The organism is Candidatus Wallbacteria bacterium, from assembly GCA_028687545.1.
Taxonomy (GTDB): domain Bacteria; phylum Muiribacteriota; class JAQTZZ01; order JAQTZZ01; family JAQTZZ01; genus JAQTZZ01.
In genome coordinates this window covers 48,440-68,443 of the sequence record JAQTZZ010000007.1, presented here as the reverse complement: position 1 = coordinate 68,443, position 20,004 = coordinate 48,440, and the positions used below count along the sequence as shown (strand labels likewise).

The following is a 20,004-nucleotide window of genomic DNA, read 5'->3' as shown; positions in this document are numbered from 1 at the left end:
CTCTAAGAAAATCCACCCTAGCCATTCATGGATAATAAAGTCTTTGCTCTCATTTGTCAAGAAAAAAGACATAAAAAACCCGCTCCGAATTCATTCTGCAGATTCCAATTATGACCTGTTTACTGATAAAATGGAGCAAACATAATCTGGAGAGTGACTTGAAAAAAAAATCATACAGTGACAAAGATCTGCGCGAACAGGTGTTGAAAATGAAGGACAGGGGAGAGAAGCTCCTGCTGAAAAAACGGAAATTTCTGGGATTTGATACTGGATTCACTATATTAAACAATGCCACAGACGGATTCCAGGATGAACTATACCTGCTGGCAGGCGGATCTTCCATGGGCAAGACAACCTTTGTCACCCAGCTCTGCTGGCAGATGTGCATGAAAAACGAGTCTGAAGACCTTCGCATCATCTATCTTTCGCTCGATCAGAAGGCTATCGACATCACTGCCAAATTCGTGGCTCAGGCGGGAGAACTACCAGTGGACTATGTGCTGCATCCATTTCCGGTGGATGAGGAACTGGACGAGTTGAGGATAAAGGCTATCTCCAAAGTCAGTTCATTGAAGGAACGCATCACTGTGATCGACGAGGAGGAATTCTCCACCAGGGAGCTGGAGGATGTTCTGATTGCAGAGCGCAAGGCCGGAGTGGAAAAGCTCTTCGTGATCATAGATCCGCTCTTCAAAATCAAACCGGAAAAAGAAGAGGAGAGGTTTCTCGACACTTACAGACGTGTGATGCTGGAACTGAAAAAGCTGTCCGGCAGATACGGCTGTGGAATCCTGATCACATACGGCCTTTCCAGCAACGCCGAACTCCGCCGCCCTGAACGAAGAGACCTGCTGGAAATTCCCGAAATTCTTTCCATACCTTATGTGGTGATGTCACTTTACTGCGATTACATGGTGAATTTCGAGACTCCCTTTCTGGAATGGGACTGGTCCGGGCGTGATATCATGGTTCCGATTTCAGAACTTAACATCATCAAGAATAAGATGAGTTTTTTCATGGGGAGGCTGTTCTACCGTTATTTCGCTTCGCTTTCCCTATACCGCGAATGCGTTGACCAGGAAAACGAGAATTACAGCCAGATGATTGGGAATATCGTGTATCACAAGGAAAAAGCTCATCGCAAGGACCGGCAGCTGCTGGAGAAGCAGTTGCAGAAGGACGACAAGGTAGATGTCTGAAAGACCTCTGCTCAACATTGTGATCGAAGATAAGCTTCAGGAAACACCTGGCATCCGCTATGCGCTTACTCATATTTCAAACTGGCTTGGACTGAAACCGAACTTTGCCTTGAATCCTGATCCGGACGGATTGAATTTTTATTACGGGTCTGACAAAAGTGTGGAAGGTTTTCAGATTACAATCAACGCTTCCAATTTCTGGGACAATGGAATATTCGGGAAAAAGGGTGCCCCTGAGCTGCCTTGTTTATGGGAATCGAATGAAATCATACTCATTACCTGCGAAAACGAGCTGATAGTTCCATACATTGGCGGCACTGAACCACCCTATCTTCGTTTTAACGGGAAGCAGCTTTCCACAAACCTGGATTTTGTGGCCTCGATCTTTTTTTTCCTCTCCGGTTATGAACAGAGAATTGACCCTGTATCTGACGAATCCGGAAGATATGATTACCGGCGATCTTTTGCTTTCCGCACCTGTTCTCTCCGGCGTCCGCTGGTCAATGAATACCTGGAAGTTCTACGCTACTATCTCAGCAAAATAGACCCGTCTTTCAGTTTTCCTTATCCGCTTGGAGATAAACCGGTATTTTTTTTATCGCACGATGTGGACGTGATCAGGAAATACTGCTGGAAATATCTGTTGAGGCGGATCGGAGCGGACATTTTTTCATTGAGATTTTCAGATTTGATCAGGTTGTTCACTGAATTTTACAGGGTCAAGTCAGGGAAAATCGGGGATCCATTTTACTGCTTCAGTCAGCTTTTGGAAATCGAGCGTGAGCTGCACCTGGAATCGAGCTTTTACTTTTTCGGAATCGACAGGCCGTTCTCCTCTAATGTTTGCTATGGCCCGGACAGTCTAGCCCGACTTGCCCATTATCTTGAGCGGAACGGCAGGGAAGTGGGACTGCATTTTTCAGAGCAGAGTATCCATTCGAGTAAAAAACTGCGGGCTGAAAAAGCCTTGCTGGAATCAACCTGCAAAGCTTCTGTGATCGGAGGACGCAGCCATTATCTCCGTTTTATTATCCCGGAAACTCCCAGACATCTGACTCAAGCAGGTTTCTCCTATGATGCCTCGGTTGGCTGTGCACAGGTTCCCGGATTCGCTTCTTCAGTATGTTATCCATACAAACTGTACGATGTTGACAGAAATTGTGAGCTGCCTCTCTGGGAAATTCCTCTGACTGTGATGGATGGTACTCTCAAAGACTACCTTGCACTTGACCCTGAGCAGGCGAAGCTGCAGATGGATAGACTGTTTCTGGTCTGTACCAGATACAGAGGAGTTTTCAGTCTGCTCTGGCACAATTCGAGTCTGTTCGATTTCCGCTGGCAGGACTATCGGGATGTCTACCAGCAGTTCCTGAAAAAAGTGGCAGGTTCGGGTATAATCTCACAGACAGGAGCCGGAATAATCCGCCTGCTGGAATCCTCTCAGCTTGCCAGCAGACTTTAAACTGTGTTCTACATAATCGCTCGATCACTGCAAGAAGTTGGTAAGTTAGTATGTTGGTAGGTTTTTATGTTGGAGATTAATGCAAAAGATACTGCTTACGATCCACTTGATTATAGTACTGTGATATAATCACCCGGGGTGATGAACTTGAACCTGGAATTCGGAAATTTCAATGCTCTCTCGCTCACGCTGGTGCTGATCTCGGCAGCGGCACTCTTTACCCTGCTGCAGAGGAAAAAACTCAGCTGGGAATACGGGGCAGTCTTTCTGCTCCTTTCGTTCCTGATTTTTGGCCCGCAACTTGAATTCAAAAGTCCAAGGGAGAAAGAAATCAAGCGCCTTCTGCTGGTGGACAACTCCCGTTCCATGTCATACTGGGGAGAATCTTTCAGGAAGGAACTTAACGGATTTCTGAAAAAAAACGAGCTGACAGTGATTCCAGAAAAAATCACTTTTGATGGCGAACAGAGTCCGATTCTGGACAACCTGAATCATTTCGGCCAGGGATATGATGAAATCTATCTGATCAGTGACGGGTTCGATAATGCTTCCAGAAGCACAGTCCCTGGATCATACAGGCTGTTCATCTATCAGCCTGAGGAACGTCAGATCAAGGATATTTCGGTTTCATTCGAGACTGAGCCGGATTTCCGTCTCGGTGAAAACAGGCTGGAACTGGCCATCCGTGACTGCAACTACAAGGACACGAGCTGCGAAGTAAGGGTTTTTATTTCCGGGCGAACACTGTTCAGGGAAGAGTTTCCGCTGAAACCCGGGTTGAATCTGTTTTCCAGGAAATTCACTATCGATCAACCTGGTAAGTATGAGTTGTCGGTTGAAATTCCGAACCTTAGCGGTGAAGAACTACTCGACAACAACCGCTTGTCCTGCCAGTTTGATCTGGAAAAATCAGAGTGCAGAGTCCTTCTAATCGGCACACTGAGCGACAATCTCACCTGCTGCCTGAACCTCCTGCGCAAGCTTGGCAACCTGGAAACGTTCTTGTTTCTGACTGAAGGGAAACCCCCGAACACTGAAAATATAGCCAAGAAGCTGGACCCTGATTACAGCCTGTATTTTGTCTTTCTGGGAGTTCCTCTCCCTGACGATACTGTTTCATTCCTGCATGGAGAAATGCTGAAAGGCAAGGGAATATTTTTCATCTGCGATGGAGAAACCATTTCCTGGAAAAATGACGAGCGATTCCCGTTCTTTTTCAGATCATTCAGCCGTAATTCGCATAAGACCCAGATCAGTTATTTTGATTCTTACTATTTTCCAGTGACTGCCCTGGAAAACGGCGTTAACTGGCTTTCATACCTCCCTGAACTTTCCGGATACTTCGAGCTTTCCAATCCCGGCAATGGTGTGCAGATTCTAAAGTGCGGCACCGATCCTCTGCTGATTTACTGGGACAAAAACGGGAAAGTTGCAATGGCATTATCGAATGAGCTTTTCAGGATCGCCAGATATCCTTTCAATTTCAGCCCTAACGATTATTTTTTATTCTTTTTCAAGGAATTCCTGCCGGTACTGATGGGAAAAAAAGAGCAGCCTTTTCAGTTTTACCACCCAGAACGGATGATTTCAGGTGAGCCTTGTACGCTTGGAATCAAGCCTGATCAGCCTGACGAGAGGATTCTGCTCAAAGGAGCCGCTGCCGGGGACTCGCCTGACGTGATCGGCCTCTGCCTGAAAGACGGCCTGTATGAGACCGAATATACTACTGACAAGAGCGGGAAATACAATTTTTCTGTGGAATTTCCTGATTCCAATGCTTCCTGGGAAGTGGAAGTTTTCGTGCACAAATCGGATGAATTGAGGAACATCGGATTCAACAGGGAGTATTTTGCCAGGCTCTTTTCAGGGCGTGAAGTGCAGTATTTTGATTTCAGTCACAAGTTCAAAAAGGAATTCGAAAAGGATTATCTGGTAAAAAAATGGTCTCTTGGGAATTCCTGGGCTTTGTACCTTTTGATAATTTTTCTGTATTGTTCCTATCTGATCAGGGATTTTATCGGGGAGAGGAAATAGCTTTAGCGATACTACCTGCCCATTGGTGCTGCCAGTGCTGGTGTATAAATCACGGTTCCGCTGGTATCTGATTCAGGCATCACTCCGGCTATTGGTGTAGGAGTATTCCAGCCTGCCACGGTCATGCATTCGATAGTGTAGGGAGCTGATTCGGCAATTTCCACTGTTTCCCCGCTTTTCCTCCACCAGTTCTCGCCGGAAAGCCTCCAGCCGCAGCCGACAGCCACGGCTTCTGCCGGGGAGATGGTCACTGTAAGTATGTGGGTAAGCTGAAGGTAGACAATGGATTCGGTGCAGTCAGTACTGCCCATCTCAAGAGTGATGTCCGCAGGGGCTAAAAAATCCGGGACCGGATAGAAGCTGATTTCCAAAGTAGCTCCTTCCTGAACTTCGATGGAAGCCCCGCTGTCATTCCAGCCCTCGCCGCCATCGCAGCTCCAGCAGGCACCACTTGTGACCGCTGCTTCAGGTGTGATACTGACAGTCAGCGAGTGGAATGCTCCACTGTAGTCTGCTGTTATGGACACATCAGCAGGGGAAGCAGGGACTTCAACCACCCTGGGGGTGATGAAACCAGCTACAGGTTTGAAAGTCACTTCGCAGCTTGAAGCTTTGGCTATTTCTACTGTAGCGCCACTGCTGTGCCAGGTTGATCCGTCTACGCTCCACTGAGCGTCAGATGAAACGGCATCATCAGGCAGCATGCTCACTGTCAGGATTCTGTAAATTGAGGAATAGGTGACTGATTCGCAGGTATCGGAATTGCACATGATCCCCAGAATGTTCATTGGAGTAGAGTAACCAGGAACAGCTTTGAATTGGATTTCGTAGCTGGTCCCTTCCTGTATCTCCATGGTTTCTCCGCTCGCTTTGAAATTGGCACCTCCATCCGGTGTCCAGCAGGCGCCCAGGCAGCTGGCGTCTTCCGGAGCAATGGCCACGGTCAGGATATGGGAAATTCCACTATAGTCAGCTGATCTTGCTTCGTCTGTCCCACTCATGATGCCCGAAAAATCGGGAGGCGTAGTAAATCCCGGGACCGGCTTGAAAATGACCTCAAAGCTCGCTCCTTCATAGACTTCAGCGGAAGTACCGCTCAAGCGCCAGGTTGTTCCTTCGTTCAAGCTCCAGCGGCCTGTTTTTCCTGCCTTCGGGGGTGCGATGTTGATCGTCAGAAGGTGTTTGATACGAGTGTATGAGACTATTTCAGTCGTATCGGAGCGTTTCATGACTTTTCTGATTCTGCCTGGTTCGATGAATCCTGTAATCGGCAGGCAGCGGATTTCATAGTTTGCGCCAACTGCAACCTCTACCGATTCCCCGCTTTCTTTCCAGGTCAGGCCCTTGTCCAGGCTCCACCTGCCTTCTGCCGCTTCTTTCGGGTTGAGCAGTACTTTCAGATAATGAAATGGCTGGGAAGAAACAGTAATCGTACAATCTTTGCTGACAGGGGTGTTTTCTGAATAGGTGGCGGAAAGTCTGGCGCTGCCGGGTCTGGCCGGCGCTTTGAACAGATTGCCGGTCAGTGTGCCCTCGGATTTGAGGATCCAGGTGACGGGTACTTCGGCAGTGAGTCCGCTGTCGTAGCGGACTTCGCCGTTAGCAGGCAGGCTAATGGATTGATTTGGAAAGACCGTTTTGGGAGTAACCAGGGAGAGTTTTTGAGGGGAGTGCCTGATAAAAAGAGGAATAATCGTACTGCGGGAGATACTGCCTGTCAGATAATTAACCGTGATTTCCGCTGTGCACTGGATTAGCGGAGCTGAGTAAATGGAGCCGTTGATCTGGCCGGGGCCTGTGAGAAGGTAAGAAGCGGCATTCACAAGCCTGGTGCTGCCGTCCGCGAAATGCGCGGCGACAGTGAGGCTTCCGAGATCCAGGGTGGAGCCGGGAAAAACAGTTTCTGAGGTCTTCGCAATGCTGATTGATGAGATCAGGGGAGAACCGATGGTTCCAAAAACAGCATAATAATCTCCGATCGCGCTGTTCGTGATGCGCTGCGGTCCGGAACCATCAGAATGCATCAGGAAAATGTCGCTGCGGCCGTCTCTGTCACTGGTGAAGGCGATCAGGCCTCCGTCTGGAGAAAAAGCAGGATATGTGTCATCAGCTCTGTTTTCGGTAAGTCTGACCGGATTTGATCCGTCCCGGTTGATGAGATACAGTTCATAATTACCGTCCCTGTTAGATGAGAAAATTATTTTATCTCCGGTAGGGGACCAGCGCGGTTCGATGTCCTCCCATACTTCTGGAGTCGTAAGCCGCTGAACCGAGTTGCCGTCTTTCTGCATTGAATAAAGAGAGCGGATCCCGTCGCGGTCCGAGACAAAGACGATCTGGTTTCCATCCGGTGAAAAGTTTGGATAATAATCATCAGCAGGATTGTGGGTGAGGTTGCTCTGATTGCCCCCGTCCGCATCCATCAGATAAATCTCACCCTTACCGCCATCCAGCCTGGTAAAGGCGATCCTGCTTCCGTCAGGAGAGTAGGCAGGGATCAGGTCATCTGTCTGGCCCTGGGTCAATGCAGCAACATCTCCTCCATCGATGCTCATCCGGAGAATCTGCTGATGGCCATTTCTGTTACTCTGAAAAATCAGGCGGTTCCCGTCAGGAGAGAAGCAGGGAAAGCTGTCGAAGTCCCAGTTTACAGTAAGTTGCGTCAACTGTGTTCCGTCGATTGAGGAAAGCACAATTTCATCAGTACTGGGAGCGATGGTGACAAAAGCCAGACGCCAGTTTCCAGAGAGCGGACCAGTGCTTGCGACAGTCAGCGCGAGGTCTGCGGAATAATTTTCTGGAGCCTGGTAATTCATGGTCAGAACTACTTTTCCGGGTTTCTGGGGGGCAGTATAGATGTTTCCGGTAAGGGTTCCGCCTCCGGATTTGATTTTCCAGTCCACAGTAGTGATTTCTATAGTAGCGCCGTTTTCATAGATTCCGATGATCCTGGAATTGGACAGATCGATGGTGTTGCCGGGATGAATGATGGATGCCGGCAGCGAGGCAAGCAGGCTTATCAGTTTCTCCTTTGGCAGCTTTTTCACCGCAGAGCCGAATACCAGATTCTGGGAAAAAACATGGTCGATGCCGGCTGCTGCGAGTTCTGAAAGAGCCAGGCTTTCGTTGCGATTGAGCATGATGTTCACGGAATTGACTGCGTCAGGCAGCACTCTGATTCCGCTTTTCAATCCGCAGAATCCGGGTTTATTTTTTTTATCTAAAGACATCACGAACAGGAAATAATCGCTTCCTGTAAGAACTGGAATCTCAGCGCTGTCCTGATTCCCGTTTAAAGCTGCAAAACCTCCGAATGACATCATGTAATCGCCGTTCCTCATTGTTTTCCCATAATTCGGAGCCGGGTCTGCCGGGTCGAAGATTTCAGCGCTGACCTCGACGGTAATTGGAGTGAGCTGCCAGAATGAGAGATATGTTTTAGTCAGATCGCTCTTTTTCAAACCACCCTTTTTGGACTTATCGAATTCAAGGTTGACCCTGACCTGGGTCAGCACTTGTTTAGGAGCGATCAGCATTCTGAAAAAATGGAGACCCGAATAAAGAGCCGCAATCAGAATCAAAACAGGCAGGAATCTGCTAATTTTCATCGAAATCCCGAAGAATCAATTGAAACTTCCAATAAAACAGTTTCAGGTCCCTGGTTGCAGACGCAAGCGCAATCCGCAGCCGTTATCACTGAAATCAGGACTGATATTGAAGCGGAAAGCGCTGTACAGGTGATAACTTCCCCAACCCCAATAGCCGCCTCTTAAAATTCGATAACTCCCGCTTTCCGGTCCAGTCGGATCGGTTGCAGCTGAACTTCCGTAATCTCCATACCAGTCCTGGCACCATTCGTCGACATTTCCTATTATGTCATACACTCCCCAGGCATTGGGAAGCTTGCCTCCCACGGCATGAGTGATGTCCTGGCTGTTTTCATCATACCAGCAGTAGTCGGCTTCAGCAGTATCGCCCCAGTAAAACAGGGAGGAGCTGCCTGCCCTGCAGGCATATTCCCATTCCGCTTCTGTGGGTAGTGAAAAGGTTCCTTTCCCTAGATGATTGATTGCAGTAATGAATTCCTGACAACCGGTCCAGGAAACGCTTTCCACAGGAAGAGTAGGTCCCTGACTATAACTTGGGTTGCTTCCCATCACCTGCTGCCATTGAGCCTGGGTCACCTCATATTTCCCGATCCAGAAACCCTGGGTGAGAGTCACCTGATGCTGGGGATGTTCATTAGCTTCACCAACTCCATCGGGGTTGCCCATATAGAACGTGCCTGCAGGTATCCAGACGAACTCCATTGACACTTCATTGCTCAGGCTGACTGTTTTGTGATCGCCCGGGTTGTTCGCTCCTCCTCCGGAGAGGACTGTCACAGTCAGGTCAGCGGTTTTCGCGTTTCCGTTTTCAGAGTAGCAGCAGGTCAAAATCGCGCTGCCGCTCGCAGGGGCTGTAAAATACCCGTTTGCAAGCGTTCCGCCTCCGTTTTTGATCGACCAGCTGCTGCTCTTCGCTTCCAGTGTGCCGTGGTCACTGTATCCGGCGATCAGAGGTATATTCAATAGATTCTTTGTCGCGCCTGCAGCCATTGAAATCGCTGAAGGAACAATCGAAAGCGAGGTTAAAGTCGGAAATGAGGTAATGATGGACGCGGTACAACCGAACAGCTTGGTCTGATCGAAGCCTGCAGTCATGCCTGCTCCGTTTAACTGATCTGTTGTCAGGCAGCTGCCGGCATACAGTTCCAGAGTCCCTGCTTCGTTCATCACACCCGGCAATACGTTGATCTGGCCTTTCAATCCGCAGTAGATCGGATTCTCGGCACTGTCTGTTGCCACTGAAAAAAGATAATAACTCTGTCCTGTCAATACAGTCAGATCGCCTTCCCGCTGGCTGTAATCAAAATTCGCATAACCGCCGAAAGTTCCGACTAAGCCGCCCAGTATCATTTTTTTCCCATAACAGGAATCAAGATTGGTTGTAGGATCCAGGACATTCAATTCCTGGCTGTCTGTAGCTTGTACCAGCTGCCACAGGATAAAAAAGATCTTTTCAGGGCTGCCTGCTTTAAGCGCTGCGCCCTGGAGCGCGTGGTTGGCGGAACACAACTGCACTCCAACCCGCATTTTGGTCTTTTCAGCCGGAGCAGAGTTCGATCCGAGAGGATCAGAAAGTACGCTTCCGCCACCTCCACAACCGTAAAAACAGATCGAAGCCAAAGTAAATAGGGTAATGATAAATATTGATGGGAACAATTTCTGTCCGGATATTCTGTTCATATTTCCCCGCTTTTCATAATAATTAATATTCATGATAAAGAAATACTAATTAAATGTCCAATTCCCCTTCACGGACTGTTCGTCACGCTCACATGTGTCGTGATAGTCTTGCCTCCCTCAATATATGTAATTTCGATCGTATCGACTCCTGGAGTTCCCGGAGCATTGTAAGTATTGACGGCAAAGCTGCCACGCACTGCGGCGTAACTCACTGCTGACACTTCGCTGGAGCTGTTGCTTGAGTAGAACACGTATTTGTGCAGATTAACCCCGCAATCATAGCCCGTGCTGGCCTGAACTTCGAGTGTCTTCGGGCTGGTTTCCATGTAAATTGGTGTGACTTCACCATTGGTGTAAGATGACCAGGCATCATTTTTGCGGTTATTACCCGTAGTTCCACCGCCGCAGATCACCCAGATTTTGTTATTGAATGCAAGACTGGTATGTCCGGCCCGTATCGGAAAAGCAGCTGTTGGCGTAGCCTCAGTCCAGTTTGAGCCATCAGTGGAGAACCAGATATCGTTTTTATAGGGACCTGACCAAGTATCGGCGATTCCCCCGATTATCCACATTTTGTTGTCCAGCACAATACTAGAATGTTGACATCTTGGAGAAAATGAAGCGCTGGCAGTGGCCTGAGTCCAGGTGACACCGTCTGTCGAGTAGTAAACATCATTCCAAACAGCAGAATCGTTGCTGCCACCGATAACCCACATTTTGTTGTTGTAAACAAGGCTCTGGTGGTTTGTTCGTATAAGTTTAGCGCTGGTCGTGGCCTTGGTCCAAGTGATTCCATCAACTGTGTACCAGGCATCGTTATGGTAACTCAGATAATATCCCCCGATGACCCACATTTTATTATCAAACACCACGCTGGTGTGTCCAGATCTGGCTGCAAAAGCAGCACTCGCAGTCGCCTGAGTCCAGGTTGCTCCATCAACTGAATACCAGACATCGTTACTAGCATCATTATTTGGCGCAGTCACGCCACCTATGACCCACATTTTATTGTCAAACACTAAGCTGGTATGAGATATGCGTTTAGAAAATGCCGCGTTTGAAGTGACTAAAGTCCAGGTTTTACCATCTGATGATGACCAAACATTGTTTGTATAGCTACTGTTGTCAAATCCCGCGATCACCCACATTTTGTTATTGTAAACTAAACTCTGGTGGTCAACGGCGTATGAACCGGTTGCAGAAGTTTCGCAAGTGTAGACTGCTCCGTAAATCGCAGAAAATGCCATGCTCTCCACGCTGTCACCTAAAGGCATTGTTATCTCCTTGGTTGCCGGGGTGTTCCAGTTGGTAGTCGCTTTGCACTCGATGGTGGCAGGAAATCCTCCCGAAACCGGCGCGCTCGTGCCGCTGTTGCGCCAGGATCCTTCGCCGGCCAGTCGCCATTGCGCACCTTGCGTAACGGCCAGATCCGGCGTCAGGTTGACTGTCAGCGTGTAAACGACCACATTGATTTCTATGGTCCCATTGAGCGTAACCGCTCCTTCGGTGTGAGTGGTTGTGAAAACCGCTTCTTCAACAGCACCTGGAGCTGTATAGAGATTGCCCACCAAACTGCCGCTGCCGGAAGTTTTGGTCCAGGTGATGTTCCGGACAACAGAGGTTCCATCATTATAATAGACTTCGGTAGTGGAAGGCAGAGTATAGGAAGTACTGACCTCAATCGTTGCTTCATGGGTGGATAGAGCCAGATTCACCGGTGTTTTCGCAGCACCGGACAGTTCCGAATACCAGACGTCATTTTTCTCGCCGCTGGAATCTCCTGCGATTACCCACATTTTGTTGTCAAACACAAGGCTCGTATGAGTGTCTCTTGGGGGGAAAGCGGCATAGGCAGTAGCCTGAACCCAATCCACTCCATTGATAGAATGCCAGACATCGTTTTTCTGGGCCCCGTCCGTTACTCCTGCGACTTCCCAAATATTATTGTCGTAAACCAGGCTGGCAAGGCAGCTTCTGGCGCTCCAGGCTGCGCTGGCTGTAGCCTGTGTCCAGTTGATGCCGTTTGTCGAATACCAGACATCATGCAGATCCCCGGTTTCTCCGGAATATCCACCGATCACCCACATTCTGTTGTCATAAACTATGCTGGAATGATAGCTTCTGGCGGAAAAATCAGCATTCCCTGTTGCCTGTGTCCAATTTATTCCGTCAGCCGAGTACCAGACATCATTTTTATCGATTTCCCCATCATTTCCGCCGATCACCCAAATTTTATTGTCAAAAACAAGGGAAGCATGGAATGCACGTGCTGAGAAGCCCGCTGTTGCAGTAGCGGATGTCCAGGTGCAGCCATCTGCAGAATACCAGACATCATTTTTCTTGTAGTTATATTGTTCCATACCGCCGATCAGCCACATCAGATTGTTGAATACTACGCTGGAATGATAACCTCTGGCGGAAAAACCTGCTCCAGGATAATTTGTTTTGACTTCAGTCCAGGCAGTTCCATCAGTGGAAGACCAGACATCGTTCTTTGGGCTGCTGACCATCCCATCTACCATCAATGTCCCGCCGATCACCCACATCTTGTTATTGAATACCAGACTGGAATGAGCTTGCCGCTTAGAAAATGCTGCGCCTGCGGTTGCCTGTATCCAATCTGAACAGAGCTGGCGAACCAGCAGATGCGCGGTGATTGTTTTGCCGTTTCCGGTGTAGCTGACCTCGATCGTGTCCACTGCCGGATTCGGTGCAGTGTAGATGCCGGTAGTGACGTTTCCTACCTCTGCCGCAAAACTCAAGCTGCCTGTTTCAGAGCTGGTCCCATTGGAATCGTAGATTGTGGCGGAAATCGAAGCAAGATTGCTGGTACAGCCTGCATAAGTTTCAAGAGTAACCAGATTCAGCGTCATGTAAAGAGGCGTGACTTCTACAGTGCCGCTGTCTGAGTACCAGACATCCTGAAGATAATCACCGTTGTCATCCTGCCCTGCAATCAACCACATTTTATTTTCATAGACGAAACCGGTATGCAAGCTCCTAGGTGTAAAATCCGCACTGGCAGTGGCTTGAACCCAATTCACTCCATCAGTGGAATACCAGATATCGTTAAAGCAATTGGATTCATCACAGCCGCCTATCACCCACATCTTATCATCATAGACAAAGCTGGTCTGGGCGCAGCGAGGGGAAAATGCAGCATTGTCCGTAGCTTGAACCCAGTTTGCCCCATCGGTTGAATACCAGACATCATTATAATAAGCTCCGCCTTCACCGTAGCAATATCCTCCGATTACCCACATTTTGTTGTCATAGACAAGACTTGAGTGGCTGCTACGGGCAGAAAAACCATTTCCGACAGGCTGCAACTGAACCCAGTTTGCGCCATCTGTTGAGTACCAGACATCGTTCAAGTAACCGTCGCCAATACCACCGATCACCCACATTTTGTTGTCATAGACAAGGCTTGAGTGGCTGCCACGCGCAGAAAAACCATCTCCGGCAGGTGGCACTTGAGTCCAGCTTGCGCCATCCGGGGAACACCAGACATCGTTCAAATAACCATCCCAGGCGCCACCTATCACCCACATCTTATCATCATAGACAAGGCTGGTGTGACAGTAACGTTCGGAAAAAATACTGCCTCCTGGTGTATGGAGATTCCAGACTTTTCCGTCTGCCGAGGAATAGACGTCATTTACTAAATATGGGTCTTCAGCTATCTGTCCGCCAATCACCCACATTTCGTTTTGGAAAACCATGCTGGAATGAGATACACGCGGGGAAAAATCTGCACTTTCTATTGCCCGATGCCAGACTGCACCCTGGCCTACGACCCGGATTTCCATTGTCGAAGTGAGAGTGGAATAAGTTGCGGAAAGTACCGCTTCCCCTGTGGTTTCTGAAGCTGTGTAAACATTGCTGGCATAGCTGCCGCTGCCTGAAACTTTGCTCCAGATGATGTCATGAACAGTGCATGAACCGTCATTGTAATAGACTTCAGTAGTGGAAGGCAGAGTATAGGAAGTATTAAGCTCGATCGTGGCTTCGCGGGTGGACAGGGCAAGATTCACTGGTGTGACCATTGCTGTGCCATTGCCTGAGTACCAGACATCATTTAAATAGCCGTTGATATCTTTCCCTCCGATCACCCACATTTTACTGTTGTAAACTATACTTGCATGGCAGTCTCTGGCGGAAAAATCCGCATTCGCTGTAGCCTGTATCCAATTCACTCCATCCGTGGAATACCAGGCTTCATTGTTGGAAGAATTCCCAGACATGTCCATAGAAACTGGCCCGGATGGGGAGGCAGGCATACCCGCTGATGAACTGCCACCGATCACCCACATTTTATTATCGTAAATCATGCTGGAATGCTTGTTTCTTGCAGAAAAATTTGCACTTGTTGTGGCGCAGGTCCAGTTTTCCCCGTCAGTCGAATACCAGGCATCATGCAAACAGCCGTTGATATCTTTCCCTCCGACCACCCACATTTTGTTGTCATAGACTATGCTGGAATGACCAAATCTTGCTGTAAAAGGTGGATCTGCTGCCTGGGACCAGTTAATTCCATCCGCGGAAAACCAGATATCCTTCATGGGGCTGGAGTAATCCTGACCGCCGATCACCCACATTTTATTGTCAAAGACCAGGCTTGAGTGGCTGCCGCGTGCGGGGAATGCTGCGGATTCTGACGTCAGAGTCCAATCTGCGCCATCTTCTGAGCACCAGACATCGTTGTAAAAACAGCCAGCCCCATAGCTGCCACCGATCACCCACATTTTATTCTGAAAGACCAGGCACGAATGATTAGAACGAGCAGAAAAATCATTGGTAGTTTGTTTCTGAGTCCAATTTGCACCGTCAGTTGAATACCAGACATCATTTTTATACTCGTTATCATTTCCTCCGATCACCCACATTTTGCTGTCATAGGCAAGGCTTGCATGATCAGATCGAGCAGGAAATTCCGCGGTTGCTGCAGCCTGATGCCAAAGCGAACCCTGGCTGACAACCTTGATTTCCATAGTCGTGTTGAGAGTGACCAGGTTTTCAGTGTAACTGGCCTGCAGTTCAATGGTATCAGTAGTTCCCGGGGCTTTGTAGCTGTTGCCTGACAGCGTTCCCTTGAGTGAAGGATTGCTCCAGCTGATGTTCTGAACGAGGAATGATCCATCATTATACTGGATCTCAGCAGTGGAAGGCAGTGTCAGGATTGAATTGACTTCGATAGTCTGCGACTTCTGCGCGAGCGGCAGATTGACCGGAAAATCCAGAGCAGTGGTTTCGCTGTACCAGACATCTTTTGTAACAGCAGAGCCGTTGCTGCCTCCGATCACCCATGTTCTGTCATAGAAAACGATGCAGGGAAGGTCCTGCCGTGCACTCCATTCAGCTGCAGCAGTTGTTTGGGTCCAGCTTGCGCCGTCAATGGAATACCAGATATCGTTCAAACCGCTGGTGGCGTAACCGCCACAGATCCATAACTTGTTGTCAAAAGCAAAACCTGCTTGACCCCATCTTGGAGTCCAGGCAGCTCCTGAAGTGACCAGAGTCCACGATTTGCCGTCAGTGGAGCACCAAACGTCGTTTAAATTACCGGAACCGCTGCCGCCGATTACCCACATCTTATTATCGTAAACAATGCTGGAATGATTGTTTCTGGCGCTGAAACCTGCGCTGGCTGTAACAAGATCCCAGCTGGCCCCGTCTACAGAACACCAGACATCATTGTGATTGAGACTGCCGTCGTAACCACCGATCACCCACATTTTGCCCTGATATACCAGGCATGAATGACCCCATCTGGCGCTCCATCCAGCAGTCGCAGCCTGTGTCCAGCTGCTGCCGTTTGCCGAATACCAGACATCGTTTTTAGCGGTAGTTCCGCTTTCCCAGCCACCCAGAACCCACATTTTATTATTGAAAACAACACTTGCATGTGCGCATCTTGGGCTCCAGTCTGAAGAAGTCGCGATCTGGACCCAGGAGATTGCATCAGTGGATGACCAGACATCATTTTTATCCGATGTGCCTCCGCCACCGATCACCCACATTTTCCCGTTGTAATTTAAGCTTGTATGGGCTCCACGGCTATCCCAGGGTGCTGCAGCGACAGCCATGCTCCAGGAAGCACCGTAAATAGCTGAGTAAGATCGGATCTCGATACTGTCAGCTCCAGGCATGATCGCAGAATAAACCCCTGGCCTGGTCCAGTTGGAGAGAGTTTTGCATTCGATGGTATAGCTTGAACCCTGCTGGATTTCAATTGTAGTTCCTGTGTTTTTCCAGGTCGCCCCGCCATCTGAGCTCCATTGAGAACCTGCTGCAACAGCACCTGCAGGTGACAGATTTATTGTCAGAACATGTAAGATCGCAGAATAGTCCCCTGTCTTTATCTCATCGCTGCCGCTCATCGCGCCAGTAATTGACTGAGGTGGATTGAAATTCGGGACTGTTTTGAAGGTGATTTCATAACTTGAGGCCTGCTGAATTTCAACTGTAGCTCCAGTATTTTTCCAAGTAGTACCACTATCAGCGCTCCACTGTGCACCGGCAGTGACAGCCCCGACAGGGGAGAGATTGACTGTCAGAACATGGTAAATCGCCGCATAATCCCCGGTTTTCACTTCATCGCTGGCGATTGCGCCTGTGATCGCAGAAGGAGTATTGAAATTTGCAATCTGTTTGAAGGTGATTTCATAACTAGTACCCTGTTGGATTTCCAGGGTTGAACCGCTGTTTTTCCATGTTGTGCCGCTGTCCAGGCTCCACTGTGCGCCGGCAGATACGGCCCCGGCAGTGGAGAGATTGACAGTCAGGATATGGTAAATCGCTGCATAATCCCCTGTTTTCACCTCATCGCTGCCGCTCATTACGCCAGTGATCACTGGTGGCGTGTTGAAATTTGCTGCCGGTTTGAAGGTGATTTCATAGCTTGAGGCCTGCTGAATCTCGGCTGTAGCGCCGCTGTTCCGCCAGGTAGTACCTGAATCCAGGCTCCATTGCGCGCCGGCTGCGATTGCAGAACCAGGAATGAGGTTGACTGTCAGCACACGATAGACAGGCAGATAGTTCACTGTTTCCACTGTATCCGAATTTCCCATGGTTTTGAGCAGATTCGCTGGAGTCGCATAGCCTGTTATGTTTTTGAAAGAGATTTCATAGGTCGAGGTTTCGGCAATTTCAGCTGTGGTTCCGCTTGATTTCCATGTGTTTCCGCTGTCCAGGCTCCATTGGGCTCCTGCAGTCACCGCTTCTACAGGAATGAGATTGACTGTCAGCAGATGAACCGGCCAGGCCGATACTGTCAGCACAAAATTCCTGGTCAGTGTAATTGTGTCTGTTACACAGGCAGCAGTAATTTCAGCTGTGCAGGGATAGGCTGCGGCAGTATAGATCAGACCTGCCAGGCTGCCCGGCCCTGCCTTGACCGCCCAGCTCAGGCCTGCTTCAATGGTCCTGCCGCTGTCATACACTACTTCGCCTGAAGCAGGAAGGCTGAGAGTTTCGGCTGGCAGCAGAGTGGTTTTGGGAAGTGTGACAGTCAGGTTCAGCGGAGTCTGAACAATATTGATCATGAAAGGAGCAGTTCTTGTGATATCGCCGTCAGTACTGATAAAGGTGATTTCCGCTGTCCCTGAGACTGCAGTTGCAGTGTAGGTGGATCCTGACAGCTGACCGCTGCCTGACAGAGTATAGGAAATACCTGATGCGGTGGCAGAGCTGCCGTTTGAATAATGGGCGCTGACAGTGATCTGGGAGAGGTCGATCACTGCATCAGGAAAAACGGTTTCACTGGTGGATGAAAGTGAGATATAGGAAAGAAATGGCTGTCCGATTGTGCCGAAGACAGGGCTGCTGCCGGCGCTGGAGCTGCTTATGAAGCGCTGAGGGCTGGTGCCGTCCGAGTGCATGATGAAAATGTTGTCGGCTCCAGAGCGGTCGCTTGTAAATGCGACCAGAGTCCCGTCAGGCGAAAAGCTGGGGTTTCTGTCGTCAGCAGCATTATTGGTCAGACGCGTGAGCTGAGTCCCGTCCCCGTGCATCAGATAGATCTCATTGTTCCCGCTGCGGTTACTGACAAATACAATCTTGCCGTCAACTGAAAAGCGCGGCTCAATCTCTGATGCTGAATTGTCGGTCAGCCTGGTCACTGCGCTGCCGTCATTCCGCATCAGATAGATTTCATTGTTTCCATCCCGGTTTGAGCTGAATACTAATTTCTGCCCGTCAGTAGAGAATCCAGGATATTCGTCGTCTGCCGGATTGCCGGTCAGATTCACTTGATTTCCTCCGTCAGAGTCCATCAGAAAGATTTCGCCGATCCCTGCAGTTTTTCTGACAAAGGCGATTTTAGATCCGTCAGGGGAATAAACAGGCTGTCCGTCGTCAGACCCTGAGGTGAGGGCAGTCACAAGAGTACCGTCGATATACATTTTGAAAATCTGACCATCCAGATTGCGGTTACTCTGGAAGATCAGTTTGTTTCCGTCAGGGGAGAAGGATGGGAATCCGTCGATCCAGGAATTTGAGGTCAGCTGCGTCTGCTGCAGTCCGTCAGAGCTGCTGAGGCAGATCTCGGAAGATGGACCGGACAGCAGATTGTAAGCAAGCCGCCAGTTGCCGCTGGGCGGGACTGGTGCCAGCACATGCAGCGTCAGGTCCAGGCTGCAGATAGTGCCTGCCAGGTCAGCCGACAATGTCAGGACAACTGTGCCTGGAGAATCAGGAGCAGTATATAAATTGTTCGCAATGCTGCCTCCGCCTGATTTAACGCTCCAGTTGAAATTCATGATCTCCACTGTGCCGTAGTCGTCGAAAACTCCGATCACGCGGGTTGAAGAGAGATCCAGACTGTCTGCCGGGTAAAGACTCTGTTCAGGCAGAGTGGCCAGCAGTGCGATAAATTGCGGCTGATGCAAAGTGACTTTATCGGATGTGCCGAGCACTGAACTCTGGTTGAAACCATAGTCTATACCAGCCTCAGCGAGCTGTGTGGTGGCGAAACTGTTGCCCTGATAGAGGTTTGTGGTGCCTGAGTCATTGACAGTACCGGGAAGCACGTTGATTTTCCCCTTCAGTCCGCAATACTGAGGCTGATTCTGGTCGTCCAGGGCGATTGCGAACAGGGTATAGCTGTTTCCTGCCAGTACTTTCACTTCACCGCTGTGCAGGCTGTAATTGAAATCAGCGAACCCTCCGAACGTCATCAGGTAATCCCCGTTTCTCATCTTTTTTCCGTAATAAGCTGAGGGAGAGAGAGTAGGATCAAACTGTTCTGCGCTTACTTCTCCAGTGACAGGAGAAAGATGCCAGAAAATCAGGATTATTTTGGCTAGATTTACCGGAGTTTTCTGGCTTGCTCCGTTTTTGAGGTATGAAGCCTGGGTAAATTCAAGGTTGATTTTGACCGGAACTTCTATCTGAGGAGTGGTTGATACCAGGTCGCTTAGAATGCCACCGCCACCGCCTCCGCCACAGCCGTAAATTATCAGCGAGATCAGGATCAGAAAAGAAAAGATGATCGATGCGATTTTAATATTTGTCCTGGCCTGCATTTCGCCTCCCAAAAAATAAATTTTAAAATAATGATTAAGGTAATCTGATTAAGGATAATCTAAACAATGATCAAGAATCAATCTGAAAACTATTCGAGACAAATTTTATGAAGAAAAATGAAAAATCAGACCTTCCAGACACAGACGGGCTGATTTTCAATGAAATTTCAGATCAGGGTTTGAGGATTTCTCCGTCATTTGGACAGAATTTCCAGTGAGGAAGAGCTTCCTTGCCGCAGACCGAACAGTTTTTTTTCTGGCCGACCGCGATTTCGCGCAACAGTTTATTAAGCAGGGCCGGGTCAAAGTTCTTTTTTTGCGACACGTAATCCTCCAAAAGTAAATCTAAGACTCTTTAGTATTTTATCGGAACATCTGGATTTAATTTTACTGCACCCGACTACCAAAGAAATTTCAGGCAACATACAGGGGAATTGCCGATTTTCTTGACTATCTGGTGGCGTTTTAGTAAATTTATCTGCAGATTGATTCTTTTG

The 20,004-nt window shown here is 48.9% G+C and carries 7 protein-coding genes; 3 read left to right on the top strand and 4 right to left on the bottom strand.

Going from position 1 to position 20,004, the window contains the following annotated elements; genetic code table 11:
• The first annotated feature begins 158 nt into the window (after nucleotides 1-158).
• The 3 genes from PHW04_05035 to PHW04_05025 all read left to right on the top strand — a co-directional run bounded on the left by PHW04_05035 (nucleotide 159) and on the right by PHW04_05025 (nucleotide 4,695).
• On the top strand, nucleotides 159-1,199 hold the full coding sequence (locus tag PHW04_05035; protein ID MDD2715240.1) for a DnaB-like helicase C-terminal domain-containing protein: 1,041 nt from the start codon (nucleotides 159-161) through the stop codon (nucleotides 1,197-1,199).
• On the top strand, nucleotides 1,192-2,661 hold the full coding sequence (locus PHW04_05030; protein ID MDD2715239.1) for a polysaccharide deacetylase family protein: 1,470 nt from the start codon (nucleotides 1,192-1,194) through the stop codon (nucleotides 2,659-2,661). Before PHW04_05035 ends, PHW04_05030 begins: the two co-directional genes overlap by 8 nt.
• A 141-nt stretch (nucleotides 2,662-2,802) precedes the next feature.
• Complete coding sequence (locus PHW04_05025) at nucleotides 2,803-4,695, top strand: hypothetical protein (GenBank protein ID MDD2715238.1); 1,893 nt, start codon at nucleotides 2,803-2,805, stop codon at nucleotides 4,693-4,695.
• Nucleotides 4,696-4,706: 11 nt separating this feature from the next.
• On the opposite strand, the gene PHW04_05020 is transcribed toward PHW04_05025, so the two are convergent.
• From PHW04_05020 to PHW04_05005, 4 genes are all read right to left on the bottom strand, one after another.
• Entirely contained in the window at nucleotides 4,707-8,303 is a 3,597-nt protein-coding gene (locus PHW04_05020) for a DPP IV N-terminal domain-containing protein (GenBank protein ID MDD2715237.1), read from the bottom strand.
• Nucleotides 8,304-8,345: 42 nt separating this feature from the next.
• A complete protein-coding gene (locus PHW04_05015) occupies nucleotides 8,346-9,923 on the bottom strand; it encodes a formylglycine-generating enzyme family protein (protein ID MDD2715236.1) in 1,578 nt (525 codons plus the stop codon).
• A gap of 128 nt (nucleotides 9,924-10,051) precedes the next feature.
• Entirely contained in the window at nucleotides 10,052-19,507 is a 9,456-nt protein-coding gene (locus PHW04_05010; protein ID MDD2715235.1) for an Ig-like domain-containing protein, read from the bottom strand.
• Between the two features lie 172 nt (nucleotides 19,508-19,679).
• Complete coding sequence (locus PHW04_05005) at nucleotides 19,680-19,832, bottom strand: hypothetical protein (protein ID MDD2715234.1); 153 nt, start codon at nucleotides 19,830-19,832, stop codon at nucleotides 19,680-19,682.
• Nucleotides 19,833-20,004: the final 172 nt, after the last annotated feature.